13 protein-coding genes are annotated in these 20,362 nt (G+C 34.1%); 12 read left to right on the forward strand and 1 reads right to left on the reverse strand.

The features are described from left to right. Window positions 1-13: 13 nt before the first annotated feature. Both nusA and infB read left to right on the forward strand, forming a co-directional pair. Entirely contained in the window at window positions 14-1,261 is a 1,248-nt protein-coding gene (gene nusA / locus EAG11_RS20480) for a transcription termination factor NusA (protein ID WP_129540812.1), read from the forward strand. A gap of 47 nt (window positions 1,262-1,308) precedes the next feature. Continuing rightward, the gene (gene infB / locus EAG11_RS20485; RefSeq protein ID WP_129540813.1) at window positions 1,309-4,188 is read left to right on the forward strand and encodes a translation initiation factor IF-2; all 2,880 of its coding nucleotides are present in this window, start codon (window positions 1,309-1,311) and stop codon (window positions 4,186-4,188) included. A 1,797-nt stretch (window positions 4,189-5,985) separates the two neighbouring features. Here the strand turns inward: infB and EAG11_RS20490 are convergent. After that, window positions 5,986-6,375 (reverse strand): SPOR domain-containing protein, encoded by a 390-nt coding sequence (locus EAG11_RS20490; protein ID WP_129540814.1) that lies wholly within the window; start codon window positions 6,373-6,375, stop codon window positions 5,986-5,988. Between the two features lie 220 nt (window positions 6,376-6,595). Between EAG11_RS20490 and EAG11_RS20495 the strand changes: the two genes are divergently transcribed. The 10 genes from EAG11_RS20495 to queG all read left to right on the forward strand — a co-directional run bounded on the left by EAG11_RS20495 (window position 6,596) and on the right by queG (window position 20,133). Beyond that, on the forward strand, window positions 6,596-7,921 hold the full coding sequence (locus EAG11_RS20495) for a c-type cytochrome (protein WP_129540815.1): 1,326 nt from the start codon (window positions 6,596-6,598) through the stop codon (window positions 7,919-7,921). 32 nt (window positions 7,922-7,953) lie between these two features. Continuing rightward, window positions 7,954-11,010, forward strand: a complete 3,057-nt coding sequence (locus EAG11_RS20500; protein ID WP_129540816.1) for a TAT-variant-translocated molybdopterin oxidoreductase — start codon at window positions 7,954-7,956, stop codon at window positions 11,008-11,010. 38 nt (window positions 11,011-11,048) lie between these two features. Next, a complete protein-coding gene (gene nrfD / locus EAG11_RS20505) occupies window positions 11,049-12,449 on the forward strand; it encodes an NrfD/PsrC family molybdoenzyme membrane anchor subunit (RefSeq protein ID WP_035623581.1) in 1,401 nt (466 codons plus the stop codon). Further along, window positions 12,442-12,966: a DUF3341 domain-containing protein gene (locus EAG11_RS20510; RefSeq protein ID WP_129540817.1), complete on the forward strand. Its 525-nt coding sequence runs from the start codon at window positions 12,442-12,444 to the stop codon at window positions 12,964-12,966. The genes nrfD and EAG11_RS20510 overlap by 8 nt, the downstream gene beginning before the upstream one ends. Before the next feature lie 8 nt (window positions 12,967-12,974). Then, a complete protein-coding gene (locus EAG11_RS20515; protein ID WP_129540818.1) occupies window positions 12,975-13,520 on the forward strand; it encodes a cytochrome c in 546 nt (181 codons plus the stop codon). A 30-nt stretch (window positions 13,521-13,550) separates the two neighbouring features. Next, window positions 13,551-14,957, forward strand: coding sequence for a quinol:cytochrome C oxidoreductase (locus EAG11_RS20520; protein WP_129540819.1), 1,407 nt, complete (start codon window positions 13,551-13,553; stop codon window positions 14,955-14,957). A 19-nt stretch (window positions 14,958-14,976) separates the two neighbouring features. After that, on the forward strand, window positions 14,977-16,140 hold the full coding sequence (locus tag EAG11_RS20525; RefSeq protein ID WP_129540820.1) for a cytochrome c oxidase subunit II: 1,164 nt from the start codon (window positions 14,977-14,979) through the stop codon (window positions 16,138-16,140). A 31-nt stretch (window positions 16,141-16,171) separates the two neighbouring features. Continuing rightward, window positions 16,172-17,968 carry a cbb3-type cytochrome c oxidase subunit I gene (locus EAG11_RS20530; protein WP_129540821.1) on the forward strand — a complete coding sequence of 599 codons (1,797 nt, stop codon included), beginning with the start codon at window positions 16,172-16,174 and terminating at the stop codon, window positions 17,966-17,968. Window positions 17,969-18,039: 71 nt separating this feature from the next. Next, window positions 18,040-19,062, forward strand: a complete 1,023-nt coding sequence (ruvB, locus tag EAG11_RS20535; RefSeq protein WP_129540822.1) for a Holliday junction branch migration DNA helicase RuvB — start codon at window positions 18,040-18,042, stop codon at window positions 19,060-19,062. A gap of 147 nt (window positions 19,063-19,209) precedes the next feature. After that, window positions 19,210-20,133, forward strand: coding sequence for a tRNA epoxyqueuosine(34) reductase QueG (gene queG, locus EAG11_RS20540; protein WP_129540823.1), 924 nt, complete (start codon window positions 19,210-19,212; stop codon window positions 20,131-20,133). The last annotated feature ends 229 nt before the right edge of the window (window positions 20,134-20,362 follow it).

Genomic DNA, 20,362 nt, shown 5'->3' on the forward strand with positions numbered 1-20,362 from the left:
TTAAAGAATTCGCATGGAAAATTTAGCATTAATCGATTCATTCTCAGAGTTTAAAGATGATAAACTTATTGATCGTGTAACGCTTATGGCAATCTTAGAAGATGTATTTAGAAATGCATTGAAGAAAAAATACGGTTCAGATGATAACTTCGATATTATCATAAATCCTGATAAGGGAGATATGGAAATTTGGAGAAGAAGAGTAATTGTTGCTGACGAAGATCTTGATTTTGAAAATGAGGAAATTACTTTGACAGAAGCAAGAAGAATTGAAGCGGATTTTGAAATAGGAGAAGAAGTTTCTGAAGAAGTAAAATTAATTGATTTAGGTAGAAGAGCTATATTAGCTTTGCGCCAAAATTTGATTTCTAAAATACACGAACACGACAATACTAATCTTTATAAGCAATTTAAAGATATTATTGGTGATATTTATACTGCCGAGGTGCACCATGTTCGCCCAAGAGTTGTAATTTTGGTGGATGATGAAGGAAATGAAATTGTATTACCAAAAGAAAAACAAATTCCATCAGACTTTTTCCGTAAAGGAGATAACGTTCGTGGAATTATTGAAAGCGTTGAATTAAAAGGGAACAAGCCACAAATTATAATGTCTAGAACTTCAGAGAAGTTTTTAGAGAAATTATTTGAACAAGAAATTCCTGAAGTATTCGACGGATTGATTACAGTTAAAAATGTAGTTAGAATACCAGGAGAGAAAGCAAAAGTAGCGGTAGATTCTTACGATGATAGAATTGATCCTGTTGGAGCTTGTGTTGGTATGAAAGGTTCACGTATTCACGGAATTGTTCGTGAGTTAGGAAATGAGAATATAGATGTTATTAATTATACTAGTAACATTCAATTATATATTACAAGGGCTTTAAGTCCTGCAAAAGTATCTTCAATTAAAATTAATGAAGAAACTAAAAGAGCCGAAGTTTTCTTGAAATTAGAGGAAGTTTCTAAAGCTATCGGTAGAGGTGGTCATAACATTAAACTAGCAGGTCAATTAACAGGCTACGAGCTTGATGTTATTAGAGAAGGAGATGTAGCAAGCGGTGAAGACGACGATGTCGAATTAACTGAGTTCTCTGATGAAATCGAAGGATGGGTTATCGAGGAGTTTGCTAAAATAGGATTGGATACTGCAAAGAGTATTTTAAAACAAGAAGTAGAAGATTTAGTAAGAAGAACAGACCTAGAAGAGGAAACAATTCTGGATGTAATCCGTATACTAAAAGAAGAGTTTGATAGTTAGTCTATCTTTCTCACAACACAACGAATAGGTAATAATAAAAAGGTTTTATGTCTGAAGAGAGAGTAATAAGAATAAACAAGGTTTTAAGGGAATTAAATATTTCATTAGAAAGAGCTGTGGATTATCTAAAAGATAAGGGAATTGCTATTGATGCAAATCCAAACGCAAAAATTTCTAATCAGGAATTTAATATCCTACAAAGCCAATTTGCGGGCGATAAGGGAAATAAGGAGGCTTCTAAAGAAGTTGGAGAGGAAAAGAGAAAAGAGAAAGAAGCATTGCGTGTAGAACGTGAAAAAGAAATTGAAGACAAACGCAAGCAAGACGAAGAGCGCCAAAAACAACAAGAGGTTATAAAAGCGAGAGCTGTTGTAACTGCTCCAGTTCAAGTTGGTAAAATAAATCTAAATCCAAAAAAACCTGCAATTATTCCAAACACTCCTTCAGTAGCAGCAGAGCCAGAAAAAGTTGAAACACCTAAGGAAGTTGTAAAAGAAGAAAAACCTGTTGAAAAAGAGGTAGTTCAACCTGTACAACCACCAGTTGCTGTTACTGAGAAAAAAGAAGAAAAACCAGTTGTAGAGAAAAAAGAAATTAAGCCAGAAGTAGTGGTTCTTGCAGAAAAAGCACCTGTTGTAAAAACGGAGCCTGCTGTAGTTACGCCTCCTGTTGAAGAATCTATAACAACACAATATCAAAAATTATCTGGAACGACTCTTACAGGACAGACAATTGATTTATCTCAATTTAATAAGCCAAAAAAGAAAAAGGAAGATCCAAAGATAACTCCTAATAAACCAGGAGCTCCAGGAGCAGCTGCTAATAACGCTAATAAAAATAAGCGTAAAAGAATTGCTCCTAAGCCAGGTGCGCCTAGGCCGGCTGTGCCACCAGGAACACCAAATCCTAATAAAATTACTCCAAATACTGGAGGAGCAGGAGGAGGATTTAATGCTAACAGAAGTTCAAGACCAGGTTTCGTAAAAGGAAACCGTCCTGCAATTGTAGCTAAGGTTGAGCCTACTGAAGAGGAAGTAAAAAACCAAATTAGAGAGACGCTTGAGAAATTACAAGGTAAAGGTGGTAAATCAAAAGCTGCTAAATACCGTAGAGATAAAAGAGATACGCACCGTCAGAAATCTGATGATGAGCAAAGAGCTTTAGACGAAGGAAGTAAAACTATTAAGGTTACTGAGTTTGTTACTGTAGGAGAAATTGCTATCATGATGGATGTGCCAATTACTAAAGTTATTGGTACTTGTATGTCACTTGGAATCATGGTTACCATGAATCAGCGTCTAGATGCAGAAACATTAACAATTGTAGCTGATGAGTTCGGTTATGAGGTTGAATTTATTACTGTAGATATTGAAGAAGCTATTGAGGTAGTTGAAGATAAAGAAGAAGATTTAGTAGTTAGAGCACCAATTGTAACTGTAATGGGTCACGTCGATCACGGTAAAACATCTTTACTGGATTATATCCGTAAAGAAAATGTTATCGCTGGTGAGTCTGGAGGTATTACACAGCATATTGGAGCATATGGAGTAACATTAGAGAATGGTCAAAAAATTGCATTTTTAGATACACCAGGTCACGAGGCGTTTACCGCGATGCGTGCACGTGGAGCTCAGGTTACGGATATTGCTATTATTGTAATTGCGGCAGATGATGATATCATGCCACAAACAAAAGAGGCTATTTCTCATGCGCAAGCTGCTGGAGTGCCAATTATATTTGCTATCAATAAAGTTGATAAGCCAAATGCTAATCCAGAGAAAATAAAAGAAAGATTAGCAAGTATGAATTTACTTGTTGAGGATTGGGGAGGAAAAATCCAATCGCATGATATTTCTGCAAAAACAGGATTAGGTGTAAAAGAATTATTAGAAAAAGTATTGCTAGAGGCAGAGATTTTAGATTTAAAATCAAACCCAAATAAGGCAGCGCAAGGAACTGTTGTAGAGGCTTTCTTAGATAAAGGAAAAGGATATGTTTCAACTATCTTAGTTCAACACGGAACGCTTAAAATTGGGGATTATATGTTGGCTGGTAAACATCATGGTAAAATTAAAGCCATGCATGATGAAAGAGGGCATACAGTTTTACAAGCTGGTCCATCAACTCCAGTGTCTGTTTTAGGACTGGATGGTGCGGCAACTGCAGGTGATAAGTTTAATGTATTTGAAGATGAAAAAGAAGCGAAACAAATTGCTTCAAAACGTTCTCAATTAATGCGTGAACAATCTGTACGTACGCAAAGACATATTACGTTAGATGAAATTGGACGTCGTATTGCTCTTGGTCAATTTAAAGAATTGAATGTGATCCTTAAAGGAGATGTTGATGGTTCTGTAGAAGCATTATCTGATTCATTCTCTAAATTATCTACTGAAGAAATTCAAATTAATATTATCCATAAAGGAGTTGGAGCGATTACTGAAACAGACGTTATGTTGGCTTCTGCATCAGATGCGATTATTATCGGATTTAATGTTCGTCCAGCAGGTAATGCAAGACAATTAGCAGATAAAGAAGAAATTGATATCCGTTACTACTCTATTATCTATGCAGCTATCGATGACTTGAAAGATGCAATGGAAGGAATGTTGGCTCCAGAGATGAAAGAAGAAATTCTTGGTACTGCAGAAATTAGAGAGATATTCAAAATTTCTAAAGTTGGATCTATTGCAGGATGTATGGTAATGGATGGTAAAATAGCAAGAAACTCTAAAATTAGAGTTATCAGAGATGGTGTTGTTGTATTTACTGGAGAGTTATTAGCATTGAAACGTTTCAAAGATGATGTTAAAGAAGTTAGTAAAGGATACGATTGTGGTATTCAAATTAAGAACTTTAATGATATCGAAGAGCGTGATGTAATTGAAGCTTACCATGAAGTAGCAATAAAAAAGAAATTGAAATAATATTTTATAGATTTCATATTGAAAATCCCGACTTGTCGGGATTTTTTTTTGTTTAATACCGAAAGTTTTTTTTGAATCAAAAATGAATAAGTTGAGATGATTTATTGATCTCTTTTTTGGTGTTTGCAATGAGATTTAATATGAGGTAAGTTTTGAGACGGTTTCTACGGTTGTATAGAAAGCGGAGGTAAGGATGATATTTTATCAATGAGGCCGTTTTGTTTATAACTGTTGCCGATGTTGTAAAAGTCGAGTTTTATATAGTTTAGGTTGAGCTTTTTTTATGCCAGAAGCGAAAATGAGATTGTTCTAATCGTAGCGAACGTTGATTATGGAAATGTTTGTATTAAAGTTAATTCTTGATGTTGTGTTAAATATTTGTTTTAAGTGTGGGTTTGGTTGGTATTTTAGTTTGTTAGTTAAGTGAGTTGTATTTGTATGAAATGAGCATTTATTTGTATTTAATAAGGTGCTATTGTCTCCAACGGATAGGGTAGGTGTAGTTTTTTGAATTTGATGCCTTTTCGTGAATAATTCGGTGTAGATTAAAATAGTAAAGTTGGTTTTAGAAGTTGTTTTGATTCGTAGTTTGGATTTGAAGAATTTGATGAGGCAGGAAACGGTTGCATCCTTGTATTAAGTTGTATTAGTATAAGTGTTTTTTAATTTTGTTTGCTATGGGTGATTTTTTTGAATGTGAATTTTGGGTAGGCTGTTATGCTGTAAAATATAATATTAAAAAGTAGATTGTAATCTGGGTTCAGAGTAGTTAATGTGACTTTAGAGCAAGCGGTTTAAGGGTTGAATTTTATCAATGAGCAATGATAGTTTTTTGGGGTGATATTTAATGCTGACGCATCGGTATACACAGTATATCGATTATGATGTTGTGGTTGTCGGTTCTCTATTGTGATTGCTTTAGATTGTATTACTATTCACGTGCTTAGAAAGTGTGAAGATATTAGTTTGTTAGGAGGGTTGTTGTGATTGCCGCTTTCTTTATAGGGATTGTTTTTGGTTTGTATATTGTTTTTAAAATGTGTGAAAGTGGTATAATTGTATGTGTTTTTTGTAAATGTTTAACGCCACGTATAGCTTTATTTTTGTAAGTATGAAGTTTTCGTGTTGAGATTAATTTAGAGGAATGACTGAGTCTTGCTGTTAAGTGTGATAAATTTTATTTCGTTATGCGTCTTTAGTTGAATTTTGTACCGGTTATTTAATTTTAGATGTGTGTAGGTAGATGCTCTTCTTGTTTTATTTTTTGAATTTCTTAAGTATGGAATGATATTTTATTCAGGATTTAAGATGTATAATGCGATTCGGGTATTAAAAATATTTTTTTTGAAGTGTTTTTAGGTGATCTTATGGCTGAATAATAGCGTTAATTATTTGTCATTTTTTATTAAATACATTGTGATAAGTAATCTTGTATATGGAATAAGAAGGTGTTATTAGTTGGAAATAATTAACACGAAATTAAGTTGTTGTTAGGGTAATTTTTAAATTAAAAATTATCTTCTCTATGTTTGTTAATTGGTTGTTTTGTATTTCGTAATGAGTATGAAAATTGGGTGGTCTGATCTTTTTGAATTTGGCATTAAAATTAGTTTTGATTGTTTTTTTAATGTGTTTATCTTTAAATTATTTTCTGGAACGCATATCGATTTCGGTTTTAATTTTGGAATTAAACTAGATGATTATGTTGTTTTAGGAGCTTGTAATAAATACAAAAAGCCATTCAAATTGAATGGCTTTTTGTTTGTAATTGTATGATTGTTTTAATGTTTGTGTTTTTTATTTCCCTGGTTTGATGAGGAATACATTTTTGTATCTTCTTTTTATATCAACTAAGTTTCTTTCAGCTTCAATTCTGCTTTTAAAATTACCAACCATAACTTTGTAATTTGGTGTATTGAAAATTATGGTGCCATCTATGTTTTTGAACTCTTGTTTGAAGTCCATAAGTGTTTTTTTTGCTTCTTCACTCTTGCCACTAAAAATCTGGATTTTGTAGCTATCATTAACGCTAATTGACGCGTTAATTTTACGTTTTTCGTTTAATAATTGTTCGAATTTTGGGTCTTGATTTACTGTAATGTTTTGATCTTGCGCATTAATGTTACATGCTGAAATTAGTAGTAATAGTGTGTAAAGTGCTTTTTTTCTAGGAGTTAAAATTCTCATAATGTGATGGTTTTTATGCAAAAATAGTATTTAATATATAAATGGATATTGGAAAAATTATTTAGAATTGATATAAATTGGTATTTAAGGCTGTTTTAAGGTTTTGAGAATAGTTCTTAAATTGTATTTTTGTGCAAGTTTTAAAAGAAGGTATTCTATTTTGTGTAATTAATATACAGAAAAAACCGTACCAAATTTTAGTTGATAATCATTATACAATATGGAAAAGGTGGGTAACCATAATTCGATCTCAAGGAAATTATTTTTAAGCTTAGGGCTAACGTTAATTTTCTCGCTAAGTTCATTTGCACAAGATGCTGCTACTACAGCAGCGCCTGAAGCTGCTCCAGTAGCAACTCAAGGAGGTGATCCGGTAAAGGGTAAAGAACTTTTTAATGCAAATTGTGCTGCATGTCACAAACTAGATGGAAAATCGACAGGTCCTGAATTAAGGGGCGTGGCGGAAAAACATGATAAAGCTTGGCTTTACAAGTGGATTCATAATAGTTCTGACATGATTAAGTCAGGTGATCCTGTGGCTGTGAAGCTTTTTGCAGATCATAACAAGGCTGTAATGACTTCGTTTCCTCAATTGTCAGAGGGAGACATAGATAATATTATTGCTTATACATCTACTCCTAAAGCTGAAGCTCCAGCTGCAACTGCTACTACTGCTGTACCAGGAACAGGGGGAGAAAGCGGTTCTATCTCTAATAATGTTATCCTAGGAGCACTTGCTCTTGTAATGGGTATGTTGGTAGTGATGCTTTACTTAGTAAACAATGTTTTAAGAAAAGTTGCTAAAGCAAATGGAATCGATGTTACTCCTAAAGAGCCTAGAGTTTCTTTATGGAAAGCGTTTGCTAGAAATCAATTTTTGGTTTTAGTTGCTTCAATATTCTTATTGTTAGCAAGTGGTTATTTTGTTTACGGTTACTTAATGCAAGTAGGTGTTGATCAGAATTATGAGCCAATTCAGCCAATACATTATTCTCATAAAATTCACGCAGGAGATAACGAGATCAATTGTAAATATTGTCACTCTGCTTCACGTGTAAGTAAAACTGCAGGTATTCCATCTTTAAATGTTTGTATGAACTGTCATAAAAATATTTCAGAGGTTGCTGAAACTACTGCTACACCAGAGTACAGTAAAGCTTTTTACGATGAACAAATACAAAAATTATACAACGCTGTTGGTTGGGATAAAACAACTCAAACGTATACAGGGAAAACGCAACCAGTAAAATGGGTTCGTATTCATAATTTACCTGATTTCGTTTATTTTAATCACTCACAACACGTTACAGTTGCTGGTATTGAATGTCAAACTTGTCACGGTCCAGTACAAGAGTATGAAATCATGAAACAATATTCTAAGTTAACAATGGGATGGTGTATTGATTGCCATAGAAAAACTGATGTTAAGATGGAAGGGAATGAGTATTATACTAAAATACACGAAGAGCTTTCTAAAAAATACGGTGTAGAGAAATTGACTGCAGCGCAAATGGGAGGTTTAGAGTGTGGTAAATGCCACTATTAATCAAATTATTAAGATTTTAATATTTATATACAATGTCATCAAACAAAAAATACTGGAAAAGTGTTGAAGAGCTAGACGAAAATAGTTCTATTGTTGAGGCGCTTAGAAATAACGAATTTGTTGAAGAAATTCCTACTGATGAATTTTTAGGAAATGAAGGAGCTTTGGCTTCTTCTTCAACATCGCGTCGTGACTTTTTAAAGTACGTTGGGTTTAGTACTGCAGCAGTAACGCTTGCAGCTTGCGAAGGCCCTGTTCACAAATCGATACCTTATGTACTTCAACCAGAACAAATCATACCAGGAATAGCAGATTATTATGCTACTACTGTTTTTGATGGTTTCGATTTTGCTAATCTTTTAGTAAAGACACGTGAAGGGCGTCCTATTAAAATTGACAACAACACAATTTCAGGAGCGAAATTTTCAGCCAATGCTAGAATTCATGCGTCTATATTATCATTGTATGATAGTATGCGTTTGAAAGAACCAAAGTTGGAAGGAAAAAATGCAACTTGGTCTGCTGTTGATTTAAAAATTAAATCTAGTATTGCTGAGGCAAATGCTAAAGGTGGACAAATTGTTTTGTTAACAAATACTTTAGCAAGTCCATCGACTGAAAAATTAATAGCTGAGTTTATAGCTAAAAACCCTAATGCAAAACATGTTGTATATGACGCAGTTTCGTCATCATCTGCTTTGGATGCATTTGAAACGGTTTATGGTGAAAGAGCTTTAGTTAATTACGATTTCTCAAAAGCATCACTTATCGTTTCGGTAGGAGCTGACTTTTTAGGAGATTGGCAAGGAGGAGGGTATGACGCTGCTTACGCACAAGGACGTATTCCAAGAAATGGAAAAATGTCTCGTCACTTCCAATTAGAAGCAAACATGACTTTGTCTGGTGCTGCTGCTGATAAGCGTTTGCCTATGTCAACTGCAAATCAAAAACAAGCATTAGTACTTATATACAATATTGTAACAGGTTCTTCTGTTGCTGTTAGTTTAGACAGCCAGTTCAAAGCTGAAGTTACAAAAGCAGCTCAACAATTAAAAGCTGCTGGTTCAAAAGGAGTATTGGTATCTGGTATTCAAGATAAAAATGCTCAGTTATTAGTTTTGGCTATCAACCAAGCGTTGGCAAGTGAAGCTTTTACTACTTCTGAAACAAGACAAATAAGAAAAGGATCTGACGCTAAAGTTGCTCAGTTAATTAATGATATGAAAGCAGGAAGCGTTCATACTTTACTTATGAGTGGTGTTAATCCAGTTTATACATTAGCAGATAGCGAATCTTTTGCTACAGGATTGAAAAAAGTTAAAACATCAGTTGCTTTTTCTTTAAAAGAGGATGAAACTGCTTTGCTTTCTACAATTGCTGCTCCAGTTCCTCATTACTTAGAGTCTTGGAATGATGTGTCTATTACAAAAGGAACTTATGGTCTTACTCAACCGACTATCCGTCCTATATTTGATACAAAACAATTTCAAGATGTTTTATTATCTCTAACAGGAGCTTCTGGAACTTTTTATGATTATATCAAAGCTAACGCTTCTGGAATAATTGCAGGTTCTAGCTGGAATAAAGTATTACATGATGGTATTTTTGTAGGAAGCTCTACGGCACTTTCTGCAGGATCTGTTGATTATACTGCTGCTGCAAATGCAGTATCACAATCAAAAGCTTTAGGTGATTTCGAATTAGTATTGTATACTAAAACAGGAATGGGAGATGGACAACAAGCTAACAACCCTTGGTTGCAAGAGTTTCCAGATCCAATCACAAGAGTTTCTTGGGATAACTATGTGACAGTTTCTAACGCTGATGCTAAGTCATTGAATATGACTAATGAGATTGTTGCAAATGGTGGGTTAAACGGAAGTTATGCTACTATTACAACAGCAGATGGAGTTAAACTTGAAAATGTACCAGTAATTGTTCAGCCAGGACAAGCAGTAGGAACTATTGGATTGGCTTTAGGTTACGGACGTAAAGCGGCTCTAAAAGAAGAAATGATTGTAGGTTTAAATGCTTACTCTTTATATAAAGGTTTTAATGACATTCAATCTGTAAAACTTGCAAAAGCTAGCGGAGAACATGAGTTTGCTTGTGTCCAAGGTCAAAAAACTTTAATGGGAAGAGGAGATATTATTAAAGAAACCTCTCTTGAGATATTTAATACTAAAGATGCTGAATTTTGGAACGAACAACCAAAAGTATCTTTGGATCACAATGAAGTAAATGCTACATCTGTAGATTTATGGGATTCGTTTGATCGTTCAACTGGTCATCACTTTAATCTTTCAATTGATTTAAATGCTTGTACTGGATGTGGGGCTTGTGTTATAGCTTGTCACGCTGAAAACAACGTACCAGTAGTAGGTAAATCGGAAGTAAGAAGAAGTCGTGATATGCACTGGTTGCGTATCGATAGATATTATTCTTCTGAAAGTACTTTTGCTGGAGATAACGAAAGAAAAGATAATATTGCGGGATTGTCAAGTTCATTGTCTACATTTAATGAAATGGAAAAAGCTGGAGATAATCCACAAGTTTCTTTCCAACCAGTAATGTGTCAGCATTGTAACCACGCTCCTTGTGAAACTGTATGCCCAGTTGCTGCAACTTCACACGGTCGTCAAGGACAAAACCAAATGGCTTATAACAGATGTGTTGGTACTCGTTACTGTGCTAATAACTGTCCGTATAAAGTACGTCGTTTCAACTGGTTCTTGTATAACAAAAACAGTGAATTTGATTATCACATGAATGATGATTTAGGTCGTATGGTGTTAAACCCAGACGTAAACGTTCGTTCTCGTGGAGTTATGGAGAAATGTTCTATGTGTATTCAAATGACACAAGCTACAATATTAAAAGCTAAGAATGAAGGTAGATCAGTAGTTGATGGTGAATTCCAGACAGCTTGTTCTAATGCTTGTTCTTCAGGAGCTATGATATTTGGAGATGTAAATGATAAAGAAAGCCAAGTGACTAAATTAGCCGCTGATGATAGAATGTATCATTTATTAGAGCATGTTGGAACAAAACCTAATGTGATTTATCACGTTAAAGTTAGAAATACTTAGTACAAAAAATTATTAATTAAGAAACAATATAAAGGATTATGTCGTCTCACTACGAAGCACCCATTAGAAAACCTTTAGTTATAGGTGATAAATCTTATCACGATGTAACTGTAGATGTAGCTGCGCCTGTTGAAGGTAAAGCAAATAAACATTGGTGGATTGTATTTACAATCGCATTAACAGCTTTCCTTTGGGGATTAGGCTGTATAATTTACACCGTATCTACAGGTATCGGAACATGGGGATTAAATAAAACAGTTGGTTGGGCTTGGGATATCACAAACTTTGTTTGGTGGGTAGGTATTGGTCACGCCGGAACTTTGATTTCAGCAGTATTATTACTTTTCCGTCAACGATGGAGAATGGCGATTAACCGTTCTGCCGAAGCAATGACAATTTTCTCTGTTGTACAAGCAGGTTTATTTCCAATTATTCACATGGGACGTCCATGGTTAGCATACTGGGTATTGCCTATACCAAACCAATTTGGTTCATTATGGGTAAACTTTAACTCACCATTACTTTGGGACGTTTTTGCCATCTCTACGTATCTTTCAGTATCATTAGTTTTCTGGTGGACTGGTTTGTTACCTGATTTTGCAATGCTACGTGATAGAGCAATAACACCTTTTAATAAAAGAGTTTATTCTATCCTAAGTTTTGGATGGAGCGGTAGAGCAAAAGACTGGCAACGTTTTGAAGAAGTATCTTTAGTACTTGCAGGTTTAGCGACTCCACTTGTACTTTCTGTACACACAATTGTATCTATGGACTTTGCAACATCTGTAATTCCAGGATGGCATACAACAATTTTCCCTCCTTACTTCGTTGCAGGAGCGGTTTTCTCTGGATTTGCAATGGTAAATACATTGTTGATCATTATGAGAAAAGTTTCTAATCTTGAAGCTTATATTACAATCCAACATATCGAATTAATGAATATCGTAATTATGATTACGGGATCTATCGTAGGGGTTGCTTATATCACTGAGTTATTCGTAGCTTGGTATTCAGGAGTAGAATACGAGCAATATGCATTCTTAAATAGAGCTACTGGACCTTACTGGTGGGCATATTGGTCAATGATGACTTGTAATGTTTTCTCTCCACAATTCATGTGGTTCAAAAAACTAAGAACAAGTATCATGTTCTCATTTATAATTTCGATTGTTGTAAACATCGGAATGTGGTTTGAAAGATTCGTAATTATTGTTACTTCTTTACATAGAGATTATCTTCCATCTTCTTGGACAATGTTTTCACCAACATTTGTTGATATTGGAATTTTCATCGGAACAATTGGTTTCTTCTTCGTATTGTTTTTACTTTACTCTAGAACATTCCCAGTTATTGCTCAGGCAGAGGTGAAAACTATTTTGAAAGGAACAGGAGATAATTACATAAGAGAAAGAGCAAATAAAGATTCACATCATGAGTAATAAAGTTATATACGCCATTTATAATGACGATGATATTTTGATGGATGCTGTAAAGAAAACTAGAGCTGCACATCATCATATTGAAGAGGTATTTACTCCATTTCCGGTACACGGATTGGATAAAGCAATGGGCTTAGCGCCTACAAGATTAGCAATATGTTCTTTCTTATATGGATGTGTTGGTATCACTGTAGCGACTGTGATGATGAGTTACATTATGATTCATGACTGGCCTCAGGATATTGGTGGAAAACCAAGTTTCAGTTTCATTCAGAATATGCCAGCATTCGTGCCAATTATGTTTGAAATGACTGTGTTTTTCGCAGCCCACTTAATGGTAATTACTTTCTATATGAGAAGTAGATTATGGCCATTTAAAGAAGCAGAAAACCCGGATGTAAGAACAACAGATGACCATTTCTTAATGGAAGTTGCTGTTAACAATAACGAAGAAGAATTAGTTTCTTTTTTCCAAAACACGGGAGCTGTAGAAGTTAAAGTAATAGAAAAGAATTAATTGTAGCTATGAAAGGTATATATAAAATAACACTTTTAGTTGGTATAACTATTTTAGTTTCATCATGCCACAATATTTCGGCACCAAACTATCAGTACTTCCCTAATATGTATGAGTCTTTAGCGTATGAACCATATGCAGAAGCTAATGTATTTAAAGGAGGAAAGGAAGCTCAACTTCCTGCAAACGGAACTATAAATAGAGGTTTTGAACCTTATGAATATGAGAATTCTACAGCAGGTTATGAATTAGCAAAAGCTAATTTAAAATCACCTTTAGATTCTTTAGATAGAAATTCAGAAAAAGGAAAAGAACTTTTTGATATCTATTGTATGAGTTGTCATGGTGCAACTGGAAATGGAAAAGGTAAATTGGTAGAAAGAGAAAAATTTCTTGGAGTTCCTAGCTATAAAGATAGAGAAATCACTGAGGGAAGTATTTTTCATGTTGAGACTTACGGATTAAATGCAATGGGTTCTCATGCAAATCAATTAAGTACTCACGAACGTTGGTTAGTTGCTGACTATGTTCTAAAACTAAAAAGCCAATTATAATAATTGTTGAACAAACTGATCGTATTAGATATGTATACATTTTCAAGTAAATTAAAAACTTTTTCTTTCATCTTAATGGCCTTAGGTCTTTTGGGTATTGGGTATGGTTTTTTAAATGCACCTAAAGATATTCAAGAAGTTGAAAAAATTCTAGCTGCTGAATCTCATGGAGGTCACGGTGAAGCTACTCATGCTACTGCTGAGTCTGCTCATGGTGCACATGCTGTCGTAGCTCATGATGCTGCTGAGCCAGCTCATGAAGCACATGCTGAAGGAAAAAAAGAACACGCTCAAGTTAGTGCTGCTGATGAGCATAATAAGCATTTAAATCATGTTTTGCACCAATTGCAAAACAAACCATGGTCAGCATTATATGTTGCGAGTATCTTCTTTTTGCTACTTTCTATGGGGGTTCTTGCATTTTATGCTATTCAACACGTTGCACAAGCAGGATGGTCACCGGTACTATTTAGAGTTATGCAAGGTATAACTGCTTATTTACCTGTTGGTTCTGCTATATTTTTTGTAATTTTAGTACTTTGTGGACTTCACTTTAACCATATATTTGTATGGATGGCAGATGGAGTAACAGATCCTACTAGTCCTAATTATGATGCTATTATTGCTAATAAAGCAGGTTATTTAAATTTTCCTTTCTGGATTATTAGAGCAGCTATATTTTTAATTGGGTGGAATTTGTATAATTATTATACAAGACAAAGATGTTTGGCTCAAGATGAAGCTAATGATGATTTGAACTATAAGAAGAATTTCAAAATGACTGCGGGATTCTTAGTATTCTTTATCGTTTCTGAGTCTATTATGTCTTGGGATTGGATTATGTCTATTGATCCACACTGGTACAGTACTTTGTTTGGATGGTATGTATTTGCTAGTTTCTTTGTAAGTGGTATCACTACAATTGCATTAGTAACTGTATACTTAAAATCTAAAGGGTATTTAGAGTTCGTGAATACAAGTCATATTCATGACCTTGCTAAATTCATGTTTGGTATTAGTGTTTTTTGGACTTATTTATGGTTCTCACAATTCATGTTAATATGGTATGCTAATATACCTGAAGAGGTAACTTATTTTGTAACTAGAATACAACTTTATAATCTTCCTTTCTTTGGAGCGGTTGTTATGAATTTCCTTTTCCCATTATTGATTTTAATCAATACAGATTTCAAGAGAATCAGTTGGGTTATCGTTATGGCAGGAGTTATAATTTTATTAGGACATTATCTTGATTTCTTTAATATGATTATGCCTGGTACGGTAGGGGATAGATGGTTTATTGGTGTTCCAGAAATTGCATCAGTACTTTTCTTCTTAGGATTGTTTATTTTTGTAGTTTTCACTGCATTAACTAAAGCTCCTTTGTTACCAAAAAGAAATCCATTTATAGAAGAAAGTAAACATTTTCATTATTAATATTTAAAGAAATAAACAGATGACAAGTTTGTTGGTAATTATAGTTTTAGTTTTATTAGCTGTAGCATTATGGCAATTGACCAAGATATTTGATCTTACTCAGGTAGGTGCAAATTCGGACGATTCTCAGGTTGCATCTGATAACGATAATAATGTTCAAGGATATTTGATGTTCGGGTTTTTAGCATTCATATATATATTTACTATATATGGATTGATAAAATGGGGGCCATTAGTATTACATACACCAGCTTCTGAGCACGGTAGCTTGGTTGATAGTCTTATGAACATTACTTGGGTTTTAATTTTCGTAGTTCAATTTATTACTCAAGGTTTACTTTATTATTTTTCTTTTAAATATAAAGGAGATAAAGATAAAAAAGCATTATATTTTGCAGATAATAATAGATTAGAGGCACTTTGGAGTGTTATCCCAGCAGTTGTGTTGGCAGGATTAATTCTTTATGGATTGTATGCTTGGAATAATATTATGTTTGTTGATGAAGATGAAGATACAATCGTTATCGAATTATACGCTCAACAGTTTAAATGGACTGCAAGATATGCTGGACCAGATAATGTTTTAGGAAAAGCTAACGTAAGATTAATTGAAGGTGTTAACACATTAGGTGTTGATATGTCTGATCCATATTCACAAGATGATATTGTTGTTTCAGAATTGCATATCCCAAAAGGAAAGAAAGTGCACTTCAAAATGCGTTCTCAAGATGTATTACACTCAGCTTACATGCCTCACTTTAGAGCGCAAATGAACTGTGTTCCTGGAATGGTTACTGAATTTGCTTTTACGCCAGTTTACACTACTTCAGAATATAGAGAGTTACCATACATGGTAGAAAAAGTTGCTCATATTAATTCTATTCGTTCTAAGAAAAGTGTTGATTTAGTAGCAAAAGGTGAAACAGCTTTAGATCCTTATACTTTTGATTATTTGTTACTTTGTAATAAAATTTGTGGTACATCACACTATAACATGCAAATGAAAATTGTAGTTGATACTCCAGAAGATTATAAAAAATGGTTAAGCGATAAAGCAACATTAGCTCAGGATATTAAAGCGGCAGTAGCTCCAGCTCCAACAGAAGGTGCGGCAGGAAGTACTGATACTACTAAAGTAGATACTACTGCTAAAGTAGAAGCTCCTAAAGTAGCTATGAAATAATATTTATTTAAGAAATTTAAAGTATACATATATGTCAGCAGAAGGTCACGATCACGGACAAGATCACGAACACGAACACCACCATAAAGACACATTCATTACTAAATATATCTTTAGTATTGATCACAAAATGATTGCCAAGCAATACCTTATTACGGGTATTATTATGGGGGTAATTGGTATTGCAATGTCCTTGCTTTTTAGAATGCAATTAGCATGGCCTGAAGAGTCTTTCAAAATTTTCAATGTTTTATTAGGAGATAAGTTTGCACCAGACGGGGTTATGACTAATGACGTTTATCTTGCGTTGGTAACCATTCATGGTACCATCATGGTATTCTTCGTTTTAACTGCCGGTTTGAGTGGTACGTTTAGTAACTTATTGATTCCACTTCAAATTGGAGCACGAGATATGGCTTCTGGATTTATGAACATGGTATCTTACTGGTTGTTCTTCTTATCAGCAGTAATAATGTTGTCTTCTTTATTTGTTGAAGCTGGACCTGCTTCTTCTGGATGGACGATTTATCCTCCACTAAGTGCTTTACCACAAGCGATTCCTGGTTCAGGAACTGGTATGACTTTATGGTTGATTTCTATGGCAATATTTATTGCTTCATCATTAATGGGATCTCTAAATTATATCGTTACTGTTATAAATTTAAGAACAAAAGGGATGTCTATGACTAGATTACCTTTAACCATATGGACATTTTTTGTAACTGCAATTATTGGAGTTATTTCATTCCCAGTATTATTATCAGCAGCATTATTGTTGATTTTTGATAGAAGTTTTGGTACTTCATTCTTCTTATCTGATATTTATATCGCTGGAGAAGTTTTACATTACCAAGGTGGTTCACCAGTTTTGTTCGAACACTTATTTTGGTTCTTAGGACACCCTGAGGTATATATTGTTATCTTACCTGCAATGGGACTTGTTTCTGAAATTATGGCTACGAATTCTCGTAAACCAATTTTTGGATACAGAGCGATGATTATGTCAGTTTTGGCAATTGCTTTCCTTTCAACAATCGTTTGGGGTCACCACATGTTCGTTTCAGGGATGAATCCATTTTTAGGATCTGTATTTACATTTACAACTTTATTGATTGCAATTCCTTCTGCTGTAAAAGCGTTCAACTGGATTACAACTTTATGGAAAGGTAACTTACAATTTAATCCTGCAATGTTATTCTCTATCGGAATGGTTTCTACTTTCATCACTGGAGGTTTAACAGGGATCATTTTAGGAGATAGTACTTTAGATATTAACGTTCACGATACTTACTTTGTAATTGCTCACTTTCACTTAGTAATGGGTATCTCTGCACTTTATGGAATGTTTGCTGGTATTTACCACTGGTTCCCTAAAATGTATGGAAGAATGTTAAATAAAAACTTAGGTTATATTCACTTTTGGGTAACTGCAGTTTGTGCTTACGGAGTATTTTTCCCAATGCACTTTATCGGATTAGCAGGTTTACCAAGACGTTATTATACAAATACAAGCTTTCCTTTATTTGACGATTTACAAAATGTAAATGTTTTAATAACTGTATTTGCTTTAGTAGGAGGAGTTTTCCAATTGGTATTCTTGTATAACTTCTTTAGTAGTATTTTCTACGGTAAGAAAGCAGTACAAAACCCATGGAAATCTACAACTTTAGAGTGGACTACACCAGTGGAGCATATTCACGGAAACTGGCCAGGAGAAATTCCTCACGTTTACCGTTGGCCATATGACTACAGTAATCCAAACTATGACGTTGATTTTGTACCTCAAAACGTACCAATGAAAGAAGGAGAAGAAGTTCTTCATCACTAAAAATATTTAAAACCTCTACTCTTAGTAGAGGTTTTTTTTTGTCTTATTTTTTCTTTATCTATCTTTGCTCAATGAATGAGAATTTAGATCCAACTACGAATAGCTATAATCCAGAAGAATTTGATCTTGAGAAAAGATTAAGGCCACTATCATTTGATGATTTTGCAGGTCAGGACCAGGTTTTAGAAAATCTGAAAGTCTTTGTAGCAGCAGCCAACCAACGTAATGAAGCATTAGATCATACACTTTTTCATGGGCCTCCGGGACTAGGGAAAACAACTTTGGCCAATATACTTGCCAATGAGTTAGAGGTTGGAATTAAGATTACATCAGGGCCAGTTTTAGATAAACCAGGAGATTTAGCTGGTTTGCTAACTAATCTTGATGAAAGAGATGTTTTGTTCATAGATGAAATCCACCGATTGAGCCCAATCGTTGAAGAGTATTTGTACTCAGCAATGGAAGATTTTAAAATAGACATCATGATAGAATCCGGGCCAAATGCAAGAACAGTACAAATTAACTTAAATCCTTTTACTTTAATTGGAGCGACAACGCGTTCAGGTTTACTTACAGCCCCAATGCGAGCTCGTTTTGGTATTTCATCACGATTACAATATTATACTACAGAACTTTTAACTACAATTGTAGAAAGAAGTGCTTCTATATTAAAAATGCCAATTTCATTAGATGCTGCAATCGAGATTGCAGGACGTAGTCGTGGAACTCCTCGTATTGCAAATGCTTTGTTGCGACGTGTTCGAGATTTTGCACAAATTAAAGGAAACGGAACAATCGATTTGAGTATTGCTCAATATGCTTTAAAAGCATTAAATGTCGATGCACATGGTTTAGATGAGATGGATAATAAAATTCTTCTTACTATAATTAGCAAGTTCAAAGGAGGGCCAGTTGGATTGTCTACACTTGCAACGGCAGTTTCTGAAAGTAGCGAAACCATCGAAGAGGTATATGAACCATTCTTAATTCAAGAAGGATTTATTATGAGAACTCCAAGAGGGCGAGAAGTTACTGATAAAGCATATAAACATTTAGGCAAGATAAACACGAACATTCAAGGCGGATTATTTTAATTTTTTAAGCTATTTACTTTGGCAGTTCGCTCCGCTCTTGCCCTGCTGTTTACTATATTTTTTTCTTAAAATCCTTGCAAAGGAAGGATTTCAAGAAAAAGGATGTCGTTCTCATCAGTGCTAAAACCGTTTCTAGATAATTTCACGTTGATAAATTCTAAAAGTACATATTCACAATTTATTAAATCCGAAGCCAAAAGACTCGGATTTTTGTCTTGTGGTATATCTAAGGCTGGTTTTTTAGAGAAAGAAGCACCACGTTTAGAAAATTGGTTGAATAAAAACCATAATGGTCAAATGGCTTATATGGAAAACCACTTCGATAAGCGATTAGATCCTACTTTATTAGTCGATGATTCCAAAAGTGTTGTGTCGCTTTTACTTAATTATTATCCATCAGAAACTCAAGAAAAAGATAGTTTTAAGATATCAAAATATGCCTATGGACAAGATTACCATTTTGTAATTAAAGAAAAGCTTAAAGAATTACTTCATTCAATTCAGGAGCAAATAGGAGACGTTACTGGACGCGTATTTGTAGATTCTGCACCAGTTTTAGATAAAGCTTGGGCAGCAAAAAGTGGCCTAGGCTGGATTGGTAAAAACAGTAATTTAATTACTCAAAAAGTAGGTTCTTTTTACTTTATAGCAGAACTAATTTTAGATTTGGACTTAGAATATGACTATGCTGCAACAGATCACTGTGGTTCCTGTACTGCGTGTATTGATGCATGCCCAACAGAAGCAATTGTCGCTCCTTATGTTGTTGATGGAAGCAAATGTATTTCCTATTTTACAATTGAATTAAAAGAGAGCATCCCGCAAGAAATGAAAGGAAAGTTTGATGATTGGGCTTTTGGGTGTGATACTTGTCAAGACGTTTGTCCATGGAATAGATTTTCGAAAGCACACTCTGAACCATTATTTAATCCCAATCCAGATGTTATGGCAATGTCAAGAAAAGAGTGGATCGAGATTACCGAAGAAACATTTCGTGTAGTGTTTAAAAATTCACCAATTAAAAGAACGAAATTCGATGGACTTAAAAGAAATGTAGATTTTTTGAAATAAACTTTTTATTAATTTTTTTTGATAAATATTATGTATTCTGTGTTATTAATGTTAATAAAATTTGTTTTTTTATTAAAATGTACTCCAATAATGATGCAAAATAGTATTGAAATATGCCAAAGATGCAATTTTTAACTATGTCTTTTTTGTTTGTTTTAGTGTTTGAATTTAAGTTAGTTACGAGTTTTATTGTTCGATTTTTTTGATAAATATGTCTTATGTTGTTATA

Source organism: Flavobacterium sp. 140616W15 (assembly GCF_003668995.1).
Classification (GTDB): Bacteria; Bacteroidota; Bacteroidia; order Flavobacteriales; family Flavobacteriaceae; genus Flavobacterium.